This window comes from Roseinatronobacter thiooxidans (assembly GCF_001870675.1).
Lineage (GTDB): Bacteria > Pseudomonadota > Alphaproteobacteria > Rhodobacterales > Rhodobacteraceae > Roseinatronobacter > Roseinatronobacter thiooxidans.
This window is the reverse complement of record NZ_MEHT01000024.1, coordinates 1-17,641: the sequence shown is the minus strand read 5'-3', so window position 1 is coordinate 17,641 and position 17,641 is coordinate 1. Positions and strand designations below refer to the sequence as shown.

Here is a 17,641-nt window from a genome sequence, read left to right as displayed (position 1 = left end):
TAGGCTTTGACCAAAATGCTGGCGGCGCAGGCCGCGCGGTGCCCCTTCTTGGTTACAATTGCCCAAGCCGCTCATTCAATTGCTCGATCCGGTTCAGTTGCGCGCGCCCATCCCGCCCAGCCTGTCGGGTCGTTGCAACCATCACCCTATGGCAAAGCGCAAGAACAGCAGCGTGGTTGAACTGAGGCGTGCTGGTCGCCGTCACACAATGGAAATGCCAATCTGCGTCCTTCCGGGTCGGGGCGCTTTCATCGGTAATGTAGCATAGCTTCGCTCCCGTTTCTGATATAGAATCCAACAGGATATCCATGCTGGAAACGCGCCGCCGTAAACCAAAGACGATCACGCAATCACGCGCGTCCATCACGGCAATATGCTCACCCATGGTTTCCCCCCCGCGCGGGACTACCGCGACATCGGGAAGCACTTTCAGCAATTGCCAGTAAAGATAAGTTGCGAAAGACTGTGATATTCGGAAGCCGACCAGCCATACACGCCGTGCTTGCAGCAATTCTGCGGCGACCGCGTCGATCTGTTCAGGACTGATCTGGCTGAAGCTGCGCTCGAGGTTATCGACCTCTTCAGCGATTCCGGGATGGACCGGCACCGATAGATGATCAGGATGCGCGAGGAACAGTCGCGAGCCAGTTCGGCTTTCATCACGCGCCATACGCCGCGCTTCTTCGTAGTTCTCAAATCCGAGGCGCCTGACAAAGCGTGAAACTGTTGCTTTCGACACATCCGCCAAGCGCGCGAGTTCCTGCGCGTTGTAGCTCGCTATCTCGCCGGGAAATTGCGTCAGAAATTCACCCAGCTTGCGTTCTGCAGGATGAAGTGCTGGCAAGGTCTTTCGAACCCGCTCCAGAAAGGACTGTTCAGGCTCACTAGGACCTGTCATTGCGGAACTCCAGTTTCATAGCCGCTTAAATTAACATCAATGATCAGCCATATCGGGCGACATACAAGCACAAATAGCAGGATTCTCTTCGTTAATGCGAGAAACAAAAATTTCCTGTTGCGTGAAAACTATGATTCATGCGCCTTATATGAAATCTAAATTTCATACAGGAATGGAGCCTGCCATGACACTACGCCGCACTCTTCTGATCTGTTCTGCCGCTGCACTCGCCGCTTCTGCCTTTCCTGCTGTTGCTCAGGACTGGCCAGAGCGCCCGGTTCGCATCCTGGTGTCCTTTCCGCCAGGCGGTTCGAGCGATCTTGTCGCACGCCTGCTGGCAGAGCACCTTGGCGAGCGGCTCGGCCAGCCCTTCATCGTCGAGAATCGCCCAGGCGCAGGTGGAACTGTAGCTGCGCTTGCTCTCAAGGACGCCTCTCCTGATGGGCACAGCTTCATGCTGTCAAACCTCACACCTTTCAGCATCGCGCCAACGCTGTTTCCTGACGCAGGTTACGATCCGATCACGGATTTCACCCATGTGTCCTATATCGGCGGCGTCCACTTGGCGCTGTTTGCAGGTGCTGAATTGGGCATCACCACACTTGACGATCTGATCGCGGGCGCGATGGCCGCTCCGGGGGAGCTGGATTATGGCACCTCTGGTGTTGGGTCTTGGGGACATATCGTCAGCGCGCGCTTCGGGGCAATCACAGACACCGAAATGGAGCACATCCCATATCAGGGTTCCGGGCCCATGCAGCTGGATCTGCGCGCAGGCGTCATCGGTTTGAGCTTTGATGCTGTACCGCAAAACTTGCCGCTCGTGAACGAAGGCGTTGCCATTCCGCTCGCTGTCAGCTCGCCGGAGCGGCTCGAAACTCTGCCGGATGTGCCCACATTCCTCGAAGCGGGCCTCGATCTGGTCGCGGAAAACTGGCTGGGGTTCTCTGCACCCGGCGGTCTTGACCCAGCCATTGCAGCAAAGCTTGACGAAACACTGACCGACATCATGACCTTGCCGGAGATCACAGCCCAGTTCGACAACTGGGGCATTGTGCGCGTGCCCATGAATGGTGCGGCATTCGCAGCATTCGTGGCAGATCAGTATTCTGCATGGGCTCCCATGGTCGAAGCCGCACGATAAGGAGCAAATTATGCGGATTGCTGTTTTTTTCGTGGGCGAGGTCGATGACCGAGGCTTCAACGCCAGCGCCCTTGCTGGGGTAGTGGCCGCGCGCGATCAAGGCCTTGCAGAGCTGTCAGTCGTGCGCGGGGTTCCCTATGATCAGGGTGTGATCCGCAATGCCCTGCGTGAAACCCTGTCCAAGGCGGAGGGGCTCATCTTCGTCGGCGGCCAAGGGAACCTTGCAGTGCCTGAAGTCGCCGCCGAGTATCGGGACCATCATTTCGCCATCGTGCAGGGAGCGCATCTTGGAAGAAACCTGGCCAGTTATGACGTGCGACAGGAAGACTCAGCTTTCTTGGCAGGGGTGCTGGCTGCTCGTGTCAGCCAAACTGGCGCCGTTGCACATCTGTCAGGGCATCGTGTGAAGCCAGGGCTGAAAGGTCGCGCGGCATTCGTAGGTGGCGTCCACCATGTCGCTCCTGACATGCCGGTTCTGACCGGCTTTTGCGGCACGCAAGACGACAGCAACGTGACGCACCAATGGGCCAGCGCGCAGGCAGGTGCTGGCGCGGATGTTCTGTTCACCATGCTGAATGCAGCGCGCGACGGGGCAATCGCCGCTTGCCACGAAACAGGAATGCGTCAGATTGGCAATGCCCTTGATTGGGTCAAAATGATTCCGGATATCTTCTGCGCCTCTGCGCTGGCGCAGATTGACCGGGCAGTGATCCGCGCGATCACGGATATGGTGGCGGGCCATGTGCCCAGTCGCATCGTCGAGATGGGGCTCGCGGATAGAGATGATTCTGTCGCCTTGTCGCTGCACCCCGATCTGGAAAAGGGCCATCGCGACGCAGTCTCCACCGTTGCAGCGCAGATAGCGTCGCGCGCGATCACTGTTCCCGTCGCTTATGATGGACCTGAATTCACCTTGGAGACAGGAGAGGCCAGTTGGACAGAGCACGCGTGACTGATGCGCTTGGCCCGCTGGCGCTGATCGCAATAGGGATAGCCTTTGCTGCTGGAGCATGGCTGAACCTTGATCTCGGCACGCTGCGCAGGCTTGGCCCCGGGGCGCTACCTCTGGGTCTGGGACTGATCTTGGCGACCCTTGGGTCCATCGCGCTCGTCCAAGGATTGACCCAACATGCAGAACGGGTTCCACGCCCCGACTTTCATGCACTGGCGGCGGTGGGCGCAGCCATCGCCACCTTCGCAATTCTGACCGAAAGGGTGGGTGTGCTACCTGCAGTTTTCGGCACCGTGCTTACAATGACCACCGTGATCGGTGACCTACCGTGGCTGGGCCGCCTTGCCTTGGCGCTGAGTGTCGCCATTGGTATCTGGCTTGTGTTCTTGCTGGGCCTGCGTTTGCCCATCCGCGCCATAGGAGCGGGTTGATGGAGCTTCTGGGAAACCTTGCACTGGGCTTTGCTGCCGCAACCACCGTTGAAATGCTGACGGTCTGCTTTGTTGGGGTGCTGCTTGGCACCTTCGTCGGCGTTCTGCCTGGCATCGGACCATTGGCCGCCGTGGCCATGTTGCTGCCCGTTTCGTTCCACCTGCCGGCCGAAGCTGCGTTGATCCTTTTGGCAGGTGTCTATTACGGCGCGGAATACGGTGGCTCCACCGCGTCTATCTTGCTGAACATTCCAGGCACGCCCTCTGCCTCCGTGACCGCTTTAGACGGGTTTCCCATGGCACAGAAGGGGCGGGCAGGTGTCGCGCTGGTGCTGACCGCGATAGCCTCATTCGTCGGGGGTATAGTCGGCGTGATCGTGATGGCGCTGCTCTCCCCTGCCCTTGCAGGATTTGCATTGAGATTCGGACCTGCCGAGTATTTCGCCGTCATGGTACTGGGGCTAGTGGCCGCCACTGTTGTCGGAGGACGCGGCATTGTCAGGGGCCTTGCGATGGTCTTCCTTGGCCTGTTGCTGGGCACGATCGGCGTGGATGTGAATTCGGGTGCGACGCGCTTCACAGGTGGCATTCCAGACCTGCGCGACGGAATCAGCCTTGTCGTGGTCGCGATGGGCTTGTTTGGTGTGTCCGAGGTCATAGCCTCCATCCGGGGGAACACCCGGCATAAAGTTTCACAACCGCTGAACTGGCGCAGCCTGATGCCCAACCGGGATGATTGGTCGCGCGTCCCTGGCCCTGCCTTGCGCGGCAGCGCTGTGGGGTCGTTCTTCGGCACATTGCCGGGAGCTGGGCAGACCGTGGCCTCTTTCGTAGGTTACGCAGTTGAGAAACGAATTTCCCGCAACAAGGACCAGTTCGGACATGGCGCGGTCGAGGGCGTCGTAGTGCCGGAATCAGCGAACAATGCCGCCGCGCAAACGGCATTCATCCCGACACTCACCCTTGGGATTCCCGGCAGTACCACCATGGCGCTGATGCTCGGCGCACTGATGATCCATGGTATCACACCAGGACCACGTTTGATCGCAGATCACCCGTCTTTGTTCTGGGGACTGGTCGCAAGTTTCGTGATTGGAAACCTGATGTTGCTGGTCCTGAACATTCCGCTTGTAGGTCTTTGGGCGCGCATCCTGCGCGTGCCGCATGCCATGCTTTATCCGATTGTGGCTGTTCTGATCTGCATCGGAGTCTATAGCCTGCGGCTGAACTTGTTCGATGTCTGGCTGACGCTTGGCTTCGGGCTGCTGGGATACGCTATGCGACTATGGCGCTTTGAACCAGCGCCCCTGCTGATAGGCTTTGTACTCGGACCAATGATAGAAGAGTATTTCCGTCGCGCGATGCTCTTGTCACGCGGTGATCCGCTTGTTTTCATCGAGCGCCCTGGCAGCGCCACTCTGCTGGCGATTGCTCTGATTTTGCTTGTTCTGGCAGCATTGCAACCAAAGAAACTGCTTCTGCGGCTACTCAAATCAGCATGAGAGGCGCGTAGTATGAGTCACACAGCGTTAGGCAACTTATATAAGGGCAACATGAAGCGTGGCCCCTACCCCTCTGGGCATCGGATGATCGCCCCCCGCCAACGCGAAAGCCCCCTGCGGAACAGGGGGCCTCTTGAAACGTTGAGTTGGCGTTGAGTCGTTTTGTACAATCAAAATCCCGACGGTTTACGTCGGGTTTTAACTATTTGATCTTATGGGGATATTTGGTTGTGGGAACAGGCTACCGCCGTAACTTGCCCGCGCCGTTTTGCTTGGTTTAAGGCAACTGCTTCGGCCTTCAGGTTATCAGCCCAGCCTTTCGGCTTTTCGATAATATAATAAATTCATGAACTTACGCGATATGCCTTTGATTTCAGGAATTTTCTTCCCCACGTTCACTGCAATTCAGGCAGATCGGACCACAAACCCAACGCCAAACGCGCACTCGCGGGTTGATGTGGCGTTGATGTTGCAGGCCTCCCTGCCCTACCCAATCATCATCATACTGACCCTCTTTGCAGCTTCGAGTTGGCCCATGACTGCTCGCCACCCTGACAGTTGGTTTCAAACTGCGCGGCCTTTTTGCGATAACGCGCACCGATGGACTTACAGAAGCCACCTGTTCACAGTTGACGCAACCACCTTCCGGCCCGATCTATCCAGATGACATGATGTGAAGACAATAAAATGGAGCAGACCCCGCATGCACCTGAATGCAGATTTCAGCCAGCGCGCGCTTGTGCGCTTTGACGAAAACGACTGGGTGGCCTCGCCCATGCCCGGCGTCCGGCGCAGAATGCTGGACCGCATCGGCGAGGAGGTCGCGCGCGCCACCAGCATCGTGCAGTTCGATCCCGGCAGCGCCTTTTCGCCCCATACGCATGACGGCGGCGAAGAATACCTGGTGCTCGACGGCACGTTTCAGGACGAAGATGGCGATTTTCCAACCGGTTTCTACGTGCGTAATCCGCCGACCTCGTCGCACACACCTGCCGCGATGGAGGGGGCGACCATTCTCGTGAAGCTGCATCAGTTCGATCCTGATGATCGCACACAGGTCCAGATCGACAGTCGCGCCAGCACATGGTCCGGGACTGAGCCGGGCGTTAAAACACTGCACTTGCACAGCGACGATCGCGAAAGCGTCGCGATGGAACGCTGGGACGCGGACACAACGCGCAGCCTTGATGCCTCGGGGGGGCTGGAAGTGTTTGTCATCGCGGGCGCGGTCAAGGATGGGACAGACCGGCTGACACGCAGGGACTGGTTGCGCCGTCCTGTTGGGTCAGAGTTCCGCGCAACTGCAGGGCCGGAAGGCGCGCAGATCTGGATCAAGTCAGGGCATTTGCGCAATGTGATCGGACGTCCGGCGTGATCCCTGATACGGAAATCTGCATCATCGGGGCCGGACTTTCGGGCCTGGCATTGGCAAGTGCGCTGCGCGCTGACGGCCGTGACGTGACGGTGCTGGAGGCCCGCGACCGTCCCGGCGGGCGCGTCCTTTCTCAAAACGGCCATGACCTTGGTCCGTCATGGATCTGGCCACATAACCACCGCATGCTGGCGTTGCTGGACCGTCTGGGTTTACGCAGCTTTCCACAGCACACAACCGGGCGACTGGTGTTTGAGGACGCACAAGGTGCGATCCGTCGCGACCTTGATTTCGCCACCATGGGCGGTGCCCTGCGCATCGCAGACGGTTTGGCAAGCGTCACTGACGCGCTGGCCGCAGGACTTGGCGATAAACTGCGCCTGTCACACCCGGTTTCGCATGTAGCACAGGATTCAACTGGCGTGACTGTCACGGTACAAGACCAGACCATCCGCGCCGCACAGCTTGTTCTTGCCCTGCCCCCACGCTTGGCGGCACAGCTTGGCGCGATTGTGCCAGAGGTGCCAACGTGGATGGCCGGACAGACAAAACTGGTCGCCACCTATCCGACGCCGTTCTGGCGGACCAGGGGATTGAATGGCGATGCGATTTCGCATCGAGGTCCATTGGCCGAGATCCACGATGCTTCGCTTGAAGATGCTCGGACAGGCGCGCTTTTCGGCTTCGCCCATCCCGGCGCAGCCAGATCAGATGGATTTCGCGATGCCGCGCTCGAGCAACTGGTACGGTTGTTCGGGCCAGACGCGGCAGAACCGACAGAATTGTTCTTCAAGGACTGGAGCATGGATCCCGCCACCGCCACACCTGCCGATCAGGCCCCACTTTCCGGCCATCCCAGCTATCGGCCGATCCCAAAGAGCGCGCGCGTTACATTTGCCGGAACGGAAACCGCATCACAAGATGGCGGGTTTCTGGAGGGCGCACTGGCAGCCGCAGACGCTGCCTATGCACACCTGGACCGACACTCGCACCCAATGTAGACTGGCAGACTTGGGACGGATCTGTTGCAGCCTCAGATACTCTTTGCGGCAGATCCGATTGATCTCGGCTATTGTGTCAAGGTAGATATCCGGCAATGTGCGTGCGCGCATCGAACCATCATCGCACTGGACACTTGCGGTATCCGCAAGTGTCTGGCTTCCGGACCTTTTGCCGTGTCGCTCTGCGCAACGCTGCGTGCGGCGGTGGGTTCGTATGAGATTTCATAACGGATCAAGTGGATGAACCGGACGGGGAACGCGCTTGTATTCCAGACGATCGAGTCGGGGACTGGCCAAGCCACCGCTGTCGACGAGAAGGATTCGCGCGGCGATCGGCGCGTAGGCCGCGCGGAAATGCTGGGTGGATTTGAGCGCGACCACCCGCATGGTAGCCGGATCAACCGAGTTGCTGCGAAAAATCTCCAGATCAAGCGCCTGGGTTGCATGACTGGTCACAAGCACCCTGATCCCGTCGATGCGCAACAGCGCGCTGGGGCCTGCGCTTTGCGACACGCCTTTCCACATTGGGCCGCCGCAAACAAACCGTCCGTCACCTAGATGTTCCACACGCGCACGCAGATTCAAGGGTCCACCGCCGAATTCCTGGTCTGACTTCCCTCCAAGCGCCAGCGCCAGCGTGTTTCCCTGCCCGGCGGCCTGCGCAGCAAGAACTGCTTCTGGGTCATACAACGCGCCGAACAGGATGTCCTCGCCACCGCAGTCTAACAAGGCGGCCAGCAGGGCGGTGGAATCAGCATAGGCACCATCGCCTGGATTGTCAGAGATATCTGCTAGGACAAGCGGGCCTTTGTGTTGTCCAGCGGGGTGGCTCGCGGCGATCTCTGCGGCCTTTTGGGGTTCAAGCACCGCTTCCTGGTTGGCATCACGTTCGGCCCACATGGCGGCGCACAGCGCGTCGGCGATCTGGACTGCGGTATCTTCGGCTCCCATATGAATAACAGAAACGCTGGGCCCGATTTCGGGCACATCCGCAAAGCTAAAACCTGCATTTAGGCTAACATCCACGATGGCAGGGTGCGCGTCCGCCATTGCTTGTGCGGTGGTCATAAGGGCCAGCATCGGCTCGCGGTCCGTGCGGCCGCCTTCGGGCAGTGTGATCATCGCAGGTTTTCGAACAATGGTGCTGACGCGTGTACTTGGATTGACCAGCATTCGACGCAACAATTCTGCCGCGCGGCGCCCCGTTTCGCGCATGTCAACATGCGGGAACGTCTTATAAGACAGGATGATATCGGCGTTATCCGCCATTTCTGGATCAAGGTTCGCATGCAGATCAAGCGTCACCGCCAGCGGGGTATCCTGGCCGAGGATGGCCCGCAATTCCCGCACTAGCCTTGCATCGCCATCAGCGCCGTTTTCCAGCACCATTGAACCATGCAAAGAAAGTAGCACGGCATCAAATGGCCCGCAATCTTGTGCCGCGGTCAGGATGCGTTCGCCGAATGCCTGCCACGCACGCTGTGTCACAGGGCCGCCTGGTGTTGCAAATGTTGCCACGGGGGTGACCAGCTCCCAGCCTTCCCTACGGGCGATATCGGCGAATCCGGCCACTTCGTTTTCGGTATCGGCCAGCGCCAAAAGCACGGCATCGTCCTGATGGCAGTAGAAACCACGAAAAGCGGCTTCATCTGTAAGTCTTTTGCAGAAAGTATTTGTCTCGTGCATGAATTGCCCGAGAAGAACCCGCTTCGTCATTTTTCCGCTTCCTCGTAGCCAGATTATGGGGGGCTGAAGCGGGATCGGGCCGTGCATCGGAGTAGGATGGTAACTACAACAGGCCGATAGCGTGATGCAATCAAAAATCCGGACCGTAACCATGATGGAGGAAGAATGCGTGACTTGCAGTTAAAATATTTTTTCACGGTGGCCAATGAAGGGTCGATTCGCAAAGCCGCCGAAAAGCTTAACCTCGCAGCCTCGGCCCTAAGCCGTCGGATAACCCAGATTGAGGAAGATCTAGGCGTTCCGATGTTCGAACGCCATGCGCGCGGCCTGCGGCTGACCGATGCTGGACAGATATATTTCGACTATGCGCGCACAACCCTGCGCCAAGAAGCGTGGGCTATAGGCGAGATAGAGGCGATCAAGAATCTGCGGCGTGGTCAGATCCGCGTGGTCTGTGTAGAGGGGGCTATCGGTGGAATCATGTCCGAGGCGATTGCTAAATTTCGTCCCAAGTCTCCGAATGTGAACCTGTCGGTCACGCGGGCAGGCAGCACTGGCGTAGTGCGGTCGGTGGCAGCCGATGAAGCCGAATTAGGGCTGGCCTTTGATCCGCCGACGCATCGTGATGTTATGGTCATCGCAGAGGTGCCAGCCCCCCTGTATGCAGTGTTCGCCCCGGGGTTCCCGTTGCCTGATGAGCCTCTTTCACTGGCTTATCTGGCCACTCTACCACTCGCCATTCCTCCCGACAGTAGTTATGGCATCCGTGATGTGATCGACCGGGTTATGCGCCAGAACGCGGATATCGAACTTAACCCCCCGCTTTTGTGCGATTCAATCTATGGTCTTGCTGGGTTTGCACTGCGCGGGCAGGGGGTGTCGATCCTGCCGATGTGCGCGGTCACCGATGAGGTGCGCGCAGGGCGCCTTCTTCTCCGATCGCTTAGCGACCCACCTTTGCGCGATGCCCGGCTTGTCCTGATGGGGCGCAGACACAGGGAATTACCGGCAGTTGCGCGCCGATTTTGTGCCATCCTGACGCGATCGATGCAGGCCGCATCGCATTAGTGTTGCTTTTTTGGCAAACCGATATCGCATATTTATACTTGTATGCGAACACAAACTCCTGAGAGTCACGGCAGGGTTGACCAAGGGGTCGTGCCGGGCATCGGAGGCTGGGTAACGACACTGCGGAACGCCTGAATAGGCCGGGTGGCACCGGCTTATCATTCGGGTACCAGACAGCGCGCGGAAACGCGCTTGATCGCCTTGCCTGAGGGTACCCGCAGGCCACAGGAAACAGGAGAGGATTGAATGAAGAATATCCAAAATACAGCATTGGCCTGCGCCATGGGCGCGCTTCTTGCCGGGCCAGCAGCGGCGCAATCGGTGACAATCGTCCTTGCGCATGAAGAACCGGCCGACGCCACAACATCAGCAGCGCATATGTCGGCGATGGTTTTCAAGGACATTATCGAAACCCGCTCGAATGGCGATATGGTCGTCGATATTCAAGCGGCCAGCACCATGGGCAACCAGCGCGAACGTATGGAACTGACGCAGGCCGACATCATTCAAGTTAATATCGCCGCCATTGGCGGCTTGGCGCAGTTTTATCCTGCAATCAACGCGATTGATCTGCCCTTCGCGTTTCCGGATGAAATCGTTGCTGATCATGTCTTTGACGGCCCTTTTGGCGATATGCTGGCCGAGAATATTTACGCGACAACGGATCTGCGCCTTCTGGCCGTGACGGCGGGTGATTTCTATGTTTTCACGAATAGCACGCGCGAGGTGCGCAGCCCCGCTGATATGGACGGTCTACGGGTTCGTACAATGTCCGTTCCCAGCCATCTTGCAATGATGAACGCGCTTGGCGCAGCCGCGACGCCCGTTCCGTGGGATGAGCTTTACAGCGCGCTGGAAACAGGCGTTGTCGATGCCCAGCACAATCCAATCCCGATTGTTGCAGTTGGGAATCTGCAGGAAGTTCAGCGCTACGCCACTGTAACGAATCACCTTTACGGTGCCGACTGGTGGGTGACGAGCGATCTGTTCCTGAACAACCTGACAGCAGAGCAGATGCGCATATTTACCAACGCTGTTGAAGCCGCCCGCACCGCTGGTCGTGGTGCCAAGATGGGGCTGCGCGCTACTCAATTCGGAACAGCCTTCCTCGAAGAAAATGGCATTCAGGTCTATGCCCCGACGCCCGAAGAACTGTCGCAGTTCCGCGATCTGGCGGCACCGGCAGTGATGTCAGTTCTTGCCGACGAAATCGGCGATGACGCGGTCGCGCTTGCCGAAGCCATGCTTGACGCAGTTGCGACTGCCGAGCGCGAGATCTACGGCGCTGACTGATCGCGCAACCAGATCTTCAACAAGGCTGCGCCTGACAACTGGCCAGGCGCGGCTCGCCCCATTTCCCTCATGTTCCGGAAGGCAGTGACCCGTGAAATTTATCGCAAGACTGCTTCACAGAATTGCCCGACTGGTGGAAACCATCACTGCTGCTCCCTTGATTGCAGCGGGTGCAGTGATGGTGGGGGTCGTGCTGGCGGCCACGTTCTCTCGCTATGTGCTGAATGATCCGATCGCTTGGTCCGAAGAGTTAGCGCGCTACCTGATGATTTGGATCGGGTTGGTGGGGGCTTCGGTTACCCTGCGTCATGGTGAACATATCCGGATTACTGCCATTAGTATGCTGCTTCCAAAGCCGGTCCGTGTGGTCACAGATCTTCTTGTTGCAGTCGCCATTGGCTGGTTCCTTTGGGTAATGACACTCGAGGGCTGGGCCGCCGCCGAGCGTGGGTCACGCCAGATGTCGCCCGCGTTGGGCGTTTCCATGATGTGGCCGCTTCTGGCAGTGCCGGTCGCGGGGGCATTGATGTTGGTGCAGCATGTTATCCAGACGCTATTGATGCTTCTGGGCGCTCAAAATCAACCTGAACATGAAAGCCCGATGGGCGGGGGGCCAGTCTGATGCTCTGGCTGATGGTCGGTCTGTTCGCAATTCTGGTAGCACTTGGCACGCCGCTGGCCTTCGCCATTGGTATCACGGGCCTGTTCGCGCTGGTACAATCTGACGGTCCCAGCCTGATCCGGCTGGTGCCGATGCGGCTGTTTTCCGGCATCGACATGTTTTCGCTGATGGCGATGCCTTTCTTCATTCTGGCCGGCGACATCATGAATCGCATCAAGATAACTGACAGGCTGGTTGATCTGGCCAATGCGGTTGTGGGCGGCGTGAGGGGGGCGCTGGCGCATGTAAATGTGCTAGTTTCAGTGTTCTTTGCGGGGCTTACTGGTGCCGCAGTGGCTGACACCGCGGCCATTGGGCGGATGATGATTCCGGCGATGGCCTCGCAGGGCTATAACCGCGCTTTTGCGGCGGCTGTTACAGCCTCTTCCTCGGTAATCGGGCCGATCATTCCACCGTCGATCATCATGGTGATTTATGGCTCACTGATGCAGGTTTCTATTGCCGGGCTTTTCGCGGCCGGTCTGATCCCCGGTATCTTGATGGCGCTGTCGCTAATGGGCTACATTGCATTTCGCGCTCGGCGTGATGATCTGCCAGTGGCCAATCTGCGCGGCGATGTCCCACCGCTTAGCGTGGCCTTGCGGCGAGCAATCATCCCGCTGATGATGCCTGTCATCATTCTGGGCGGTATTCTGGGCGGGGTCTTCACCCCAACTGAAGCTGCCGCGGTAGCCGTTCTTTATGCGCTTCTGGTCGGACTGTTCCTGTATCGCAATCTTGGTCTGCGCGATCTTGTCACAATGCTTTACGACATGGTACGCGCCTCGGGGTCGGTATTCATAATTCTTGCCGCAGCGTCGATCCTTGGCTGGGTCCTTGCCCGACAGGGCGTTCCTCAGCAGCTAGCGGATTTCCTGCTAGGCATCAGCGACGACCCGTTGATCTTTCTGTTCATTGTCACGCTGGCGCTCCTGATCATAGGCATGTTCATGGAGATGACGGCGATCCTGATCATCCTTGGCCCGATCCTGCATCCGATCGCTGTATCGCTGGGCATCGATCCGCTGCATTTCGGTATCGTGATGGTTGTGAACTTGAATATCGCGTTGGCCACGCCGCCGCTTGGGGCATGCCTTTTCGTGGCCTCGTCGGTGGGCAAGGTCCGCTTCGAGGATGTGGCCTGGCGTATCCTGCCCTTCATTCTGGTCGAGATCGCAGTGCTGGCCGCAATCGTTTATGTTCCAGCGATTTCGCTGACCCTGCCGCGCCTTCTGGGCCTTGGCTGACCTATCTCTTAAGGGAGCACGAAATGACATCCGACATCATACTATTCGGCGTCGGCGCCATGGGCCAACGCATCGCCCGGCTGGCCCGTGAACGCGGCTACACCATTCGCGCGGCGATCGACATGGACCCCGCCAAACAGGGCATTCCCCTTGGCCGTCTTGCGGATTGGCAGCATGTCGAATCTGGCCCTGTCGTCACTGGGGATATTGCAGAGGCCCTCAAGGGCCGGCCCGCCACGGTTCTGCATGCCACGGCCTCTTTCCTGAGGGATGTATCACCCGAGATCGATGCCTGCTTGCAGCGTGGCTATGACGTTATTTCGATCGCTGAAGAAATGACTTGTCCACACGTGGCAGACCCCACCATTGCGGCGCAACTGGATGCCACTGCCAAACATCATGGCGCGCGGGTTATGGGGACGGGCGTAAACCCCGGTTTTGCCATGGACATGCTGGTGCTTGCGCTAAGCGTGCCTTGTGGGCGGGTTGACCATATTCAGGTCATCCGAACGAATGATTTATCCGATTTTGGGCCGACCGTGTTGCGGACGCAGGGTGTTGGTCTGACGCCAAAGGACTTTGTCGATGCAGTGGCGCAGGGCAGTGTGGTTGGGCATGTGGGCTTTGCGCAATCCATCGCGCTGATAGCGCGACATCTGGGATGGGAGATTGACAGCGTCACTGAAACCCGAGAGCCGATCATTTCTTCAGTCGCGCGCGAAGCGCCTCACCTGAAGATATCCCCCGGGCAGGTTGCGGGGTGCCGCCACTGCGCCTTTGCGCATATTGACGGCCACGAAGTGCTGCGCCTTGAACATCCGCAGCAAATCTGCCCTGGGTTGGAGGGGCAGGCCACATCAGATCAAATCCGCATCAAAGGTGATCAGGTAATCGAGATGCAGATCACCCCTGAAATCGGTGGCGGTGCGGGCACTGCGGCGGCAGCGGTGAATGCGCTGGCATATCTTCGCCACGCCCCGGCTGGGCTTGTCCATTTGACCGACCTGCCGCTGACCAGCCCGAAGTTGACCACCTTTCCCTCGCAAGGAGATCATTCATGACATTCCAAACTGGCGACTGGGTTCGCATCCACTCGGTAATTTTGACTCCAGACGAGCGGACAAGCGCCATCCCCAAGGAGACTCGCGGCGTGCCGCTGGAAATGCGCGTAAAGGGCTGGTTGGTCACGGCAGGGGCCTCGATAGGGGACGCTGTGGAAATCCGCACCACGCTGGGCCGCAGCTACCACGGTACGCTGGAGGCCGTGAACCCGCCATATGGCCATGATTTCGCCGCCGCGATCCCGGAACTGCTGCGCGCAGGCGAGGAATTGCGCGCAATGCTGGCCGAGGCCGAGGGAGAAACCACATGAAACCAATCGATTACCAATCTGTCATGGCCCGGCGTAACGAAACGATGCTTTCGGCATTGGGGCTTGATTACGCGCCTTTCCTACAACACCCTGTCACCTTTGACTATGAAGCATTGATGGCGCAAGTCAGCTACAGCCTTGACACAGTGCGTGAAATTCAGTCGCGCGTGGGGGTCGGCAATACCGCATTGATAGAACTGCGCCAGATCAACCGTTTGGTGCGCTTGCTGGCACCAAAAGGAAAGGGTGCGCGCATCTTCGTCAAGGATGAAGCAGCCAACCCCTCGGGCAGCTACAAGGCACGCCGCGCGGCGCTCAGCATGCATCACGCCAAAGAGGCAGGCTTCAAGGGCGCCGTTGCTGCGACCAGCGGAAACTATGGCGCGGCGGTTGCCAGTCAGGCGGCGATGAGAGGCCTTGATTGCATTGTTGTGCAGGAAGTTTTCGACAGCCTTGGCATCGGCCAGCCCGAGATCTTGGAAAAGGGGCGAGCGTGCGAAATCTATGGGGCAGAAGTGTTACAGCTTTCAGTAGGGCCCGAGCTGTTCTACCAGTTCCTGCGCGTACTTGAGGAGACTGGCTATTTCAATGCCTCACTCTATACGCCCTATGCCATCGCCGGAGTGGAGCCTTTGGGCGTAGAGATTGTTGAACAGATGCAGGCTGCAACTGGCGCGGCACCAGATGTGGTAATCTGCACCCATGCGGGGGGCGGCAATCTGACCGGCACCGCGCGCGGCTTACAAAAGGCTGGAGCATCTGATTGCAAGGTTGTCGCCGCAAGTGTCGACCTTTCAGGGCTGCACATGGCCAGCGACACTGATTTCAACCGCAAGCACTTTACCACTGGCCACACTGGTTTCGGTATACCTTTCGCCGGCTGGCCAGACCGGACGGATGTTCCCCGCAACGCAGCGCGTGCGTTGCGCTACATGGATCGCTACCTGCTGGTTAAGCAAGGTGAGGTGTTCTACGTCACTGAGGCGCTTGCAAGGCTGGAAGGGTTGGAACGTGGCCCGGCAGGCAATGTGGCGCTGGCCGCCGCAATCGCCTTGGCACAAGAAATGGACGCAGATCAGACTATAGTTGTCCAGGAAACCGAATATGCTGGCGCGGGCAAACAGCCATCGGCCCAGCTAAGTTTCGCGCGCGCGCGCGGCATCGAGATCCGGCGCGGCGACCCCGATGATGAAACCCCCGGCGCGGCGGTGGTGATCCCTGATCACCCATCGCGGATCAAGCTACGCGATGTCGATCTTCTCCACGTTCGCAAAAGCCTGATCCGTAAGGCTGCCGGGCTGATGCCACAGGGCCGTAAACTTGAAGCGGAGGATATCAAATTTTTGGCCGCCGAAACGCGCAGTACTCTGGAATTTGTTGAAGCCTGCGTAACGTAGGTTTCGCATTTCCCTTAGGCTTCAAAGGCTGAACCCGCCGAACGGCCCGCAGTCCCGAGGGCGCGGGGCGTGAATCGTAAGCGTTCGCTGCGGGTCACTGGGTTTTCAGCTTGACGGCTTGAAATTCCATGGCAGCAGATCGTCGATCCGGGTTTGGGGATGACCAGTGGCGATGGCTGTCAGGGTTGCCTTGAGGTAGGCGAAAGGTTCGACGTTGTTTATCTTACATGTCTCGATCAGTGACGCGATGCGGCCCCAGGCGGCGCCTCCTTCATCATGACCTGCAAAAAGTGAATTTTTTCGATTGAGAGCTATCGGGCGGATCAAATTTTCAACCCTGTTGGAGTCGATCTCGACGCGGCCATCGGTCAGGAAGATTTGCAGCCCGTCCCCGTGATTGTGGATATAGGCGAGCTTTTCACCCAGCCGTGACTTTGCCGATATCTTGCAGCGTTGCGCCTGAAGCCACTCCCCGAAGGCCGCGACCAGCGGTGCGCTGCGCGTCTGACGGGCGGACAGGCGCTGCCCGGGCGAGATGCCGCGGATATCCGCCTCAATCTTGTAGAACTCGGCGATGCGGCGCAGACCTTCGGCAGCGACTTCCGAGCCATCGCGATCAAAGACTTCTTTCAGCTTGCGGCGCGCATGCGCCCAGCAATGCGCAACCCGAATGGGATCACCGCCCTTGCGAGAGGGTTTGGTCAGCCGATTATAGCCCGGATATCCATCTATCTGCAGGATGCCGTCAAAGCCGGTCAGGAAGGTTTCGGCATTCTCGCCTGCGCGGCCTGACGCATAGAAATAAACAACGCCCGGCGGATCATCCCCACCCCAGGCGCGGTCATCCCGCGCTAAGGCCCAGAGATAGCCGGTTTTGGTTTTACCCCGACCGGGATCGAGCACAGGGGCTGTCGTTTCATCCATGAATAGCTTGTCTGAGGCTTTCAGATGCTCGGCCAGCCGGTCAACGATGGGCCGCAAATGGAAGGCCGCCTTGCCAACCCAGCTCGCCAAAACGGCACGGTGGAGATCAACGCCTGCCCGCGCCAGGATCTGGCTTTGGCGATACAAGGGCAAGCGAGTCGCGCGAGGGAATTTCACCCTCACGCGCTCCCAGAACCGTACGTGAGCCTCTCGACTCATACGGCTCCCAGCGTTCGGCTATTTGCGTAGAGAAGAGGCCAGTGGGCGAACAATCCCGGCGTGGATTTCACGAGTCTGGCCAGCCAGAGTCGCGCTTGCCGGGGCCGTTGCTTGAAGCGTTTATACTTCCGCATCACCCACCGAACCAAATGTGCGTCGATCAGACGTAGTGTCGGATAGAGCGCCTATTTGTAGAAGCACCTGAAGTGAGCTGCTGCCGGTTTCGTGGACTGGGGGTTAAGCTAGCATAGCGCGGGCCTCGAACTCCATGGGACTTAGATAGCCCAGTTTCGAATGCCGCCTACGCGGGTTGTAGAAGCGCTCGATGTAGTCGAACACATCCGCACGAGCGTCGTCGCGCGTCCGATAGACCTTTCGGTTGGTTCGCTCGATTTTCAGAGAAGAAAAGAAGCTCTCCATCGCGGAATTGTCCCAGACATTGCCTGCCCGGCTCATCGAGCAGGTAATGCCATT

General features: G+C 58.6%; 15 protein-coding genes and 2 pseudogenes. 13 read left to right on the top strand and 4 right to left on the bottom strand.

Features of this window, described 5'->3' with window-relative positions; translation table 11 throughout:
- Positions 1 to 52: 52 nt before the first annotated feature.
- The gene (locus BG455_RS11355) at positions 53 to 898 is read right to left on the bottom strand and encodes a MurR/RpiR family transcriptional regulator (protein WP_071470127.1); all 846 of its coding nucleotides are present in this window, start codon (positions 896 to 898) and stop codon (positions 53 to 55) included.
- 94 nt (positions 899 to 992) lie between these two features.
- On the opposite strand from BG455_RS11355, the gene BG455_RS11350 reads away from it, so the two are divergent.
- From BG455_RS11350 to BG455_RS11325, 6 genes are all read left to right on the top strand, one after another.
- Complete coding sequence (locus tag BG455_RS11350) at positions 993 to 2,042, top strand: Bug family tripartite tricarboxylate transporter substrate binding protein (protein ID WP_084386317.1); 1,050 nt, start codon at positions 993 to 995, stop codon at positions 2,040 to 2,042.
- Between the two features lie 10 nt (positions 2,043 to 2,052).
- A complete protein-coding gene (locus BG455_RS11345; protein ID WP_071470126.1) occupies positions 2,053 to 2,994 on the top strand; it encodes a BMP family protein in 942 nt (313 codons plus the stop codon).
- Positions 2,976 to 3,425: a tripartite tricarboxylate transporter TctB family protein gene (locus BG455_RS11340; RefSeq protein ID WP_170124803.1), complete on the top strand. Its 450-nt coding sequence runs from the start codon at positions 2,976 to 2,978 to the stop codon at positions 3,423 to 3,425. Before BG455_RS11345 ends, BG455_RS11340 begins: the two co-directional genes overlap by 19 nt.
- The gene (locus tag BG455_RS11335) at positions 3,425 to 4,927 is read left to right on the top strand and encodes a tripartite tricarboxylate transporter permease (protein ID WP_071470124.1); all 1,503 of its coding nucleotides are present in this window, start codon (positions 3,425 to 3,427) and stop codon (positions 4,925 to 4,927) included. The genes BG455_RS11340 and BG455_RS11335 overlap by 1 nt, the downstream gene beginning before the upstream one ends.
- A 703-nt stretch (positions 4,928 to 5,630) precedes the next feature.
- Positions 5,631 to 6,302: a cupin domain-containing protein gene (locus BG455_RS11330; protein WP_071470123.1), complete on the top strand. Its 672-nt coding sequence runs from the start codon at positions 5,631 to 5,633 to the stop codon at positions 6,300 to 6,302.
- Positions 6,299 to 7,300, top strand: coding sequence for a flavin monoamine oxidase family protein (locus tag BG455_RS11325; protein WP_245735536.1), 1,002 nt, complete (start codon positions 6,299 to 6,301; stop codon positions 7,298 to 7,300). The genes BG455_RS11330 and BG455_RS11325 overlap by 4 nt, the downstream gene beginning before the upstream one ends.
- 318 nt (positions 7,301 to 7,618) lie before the next feature.
- Here the strand turns inward: BG455_RS11325 and BG455_RS11320 are convergent.
- A pseudogene (locus BG455_RS11320) lies at positions 7,619 to 9,016 on the bottom strand (M81 family metallopeptidase); the annotation flags it as partial.
- Positions 9,017 to 9,151: 135 nt separating this feature from the next.
- On the opposite strand from BG455_RS11320, the gene BG455_RS11315 reads away from it, so the two are divergent.
- The 7 genes from BG455_RS11315 to ortB all read left to right on the top strand — a co-directional run bounded on the left by BG455_RS11315 (position 9,152) and on the right by ortB (position 16,024).
- Positions 9,152 to 10,054: a LysR family transcriptional regulator gene (locus tag BG455_RS11315; RefSeq protein ID WP_071470121.1), complete on the top strand. Its 903-nt coding sequence runs from the start codon at positions 9,152 to 9,154 to the stop codon at positions 10,052 to 10,054.
- Positions 10,055 to 10,300: 246 nt separating this feature from the next.
- Positions 10,301 to 11,347, top strand: coding sequence for a TRAP transporter substrate-binding protein DctP (gene dctP / locus BG455_RS11310; RefSeq protein WP_071470120.1), 1,047 nt, complete (start codon positions 10,301 to 10,303; stop codon positions 11,345 to 11,347).
- Between the two features lie 91 nt (positions 11,348 to 11,438).
- On the top strand, positions 11,439 to 11,969 hold the full coding sequence (locus BG455_RS11305; protein ID WP_111361427.1) for a TRAP transporter small permease: 531 nt from the start codon (positions 11,439 to 11,441) through the stop codon (positions 11,967 to 11,969).
- Entirely contained in the window at positions 11,969 to 13,255 is a 1,287-nt protein-coding gene (locus BG455_RS11300; RefSeq protein WP_084386309.1) for a TRAP transporter large permease, read from the top strand. Before BG455_RS11305 ends, BG455_RS11300 begins: the two co-directional genes overlap by 1 nt.
- Positions 13,256 to 13,278: 23 nt before the next feature.
- Entirely contained in the window at positions 13,279 to 14,316 is a 1,038-nt protein-coding gene (locus BG455_RS11295; protein WP_071470118.1) for a hypothetical protein, read from the top strand.
- Complete coding sequence (gene ortA, locus BG455_RS11290; protein WP_071470117.1) at positions 14,313 to 14,627, top strand: 2-amino-4-oxopentanoate thiolase subunit OrtA; 315 nt, start codon at positions 14,313 to 14,315, stop codon at positions 14,625 to 14,627. The genes BG455_RS11295 and ortA overlap by 4 nt, the downstream gene beginning before the upstream one ends.
- Positions 14,624 to 16,024 (top strand): 2-amino-4-oxopentanoate thiolase subunit OrtB, encoded by a 1,401-nt coding sequence (gene ortB / locus BG455_RS11285; protein ID WP_071470116.1) that lies wholly within the window; start codon positions 14,624 to 14,626, stop codon positions 16,022 to 16,024. Before ortA ends, ortB begins: the two co-directional genes overlap by 4 nt.
- A 105-nt stretch (positions 16,025 to 16,129) precedes the next feature.
- Here the strand turns inward: ortB and tnpC are convergent.
- Both tnpC and BG455_RS11275 read right to left on the bottom strand, forming a co-directional pair.
- Positions 16,130 to 17,110, bottom strand: a pseudogene (tnpC, locus tag BG455_RS11280) (IS66 family transposase); the annotation flags it as partial.
- A 294-nt stretch (positions 17,111 to 17,404) separates the two neighbouring features.
- The coding region (locus tag BG455_RS11275; protein WP_143079927.1) for an integrase core domain-containing protein at positions 17,405 to 17,641 on the bottom strand (237 nt) is incomplete at its 5' end.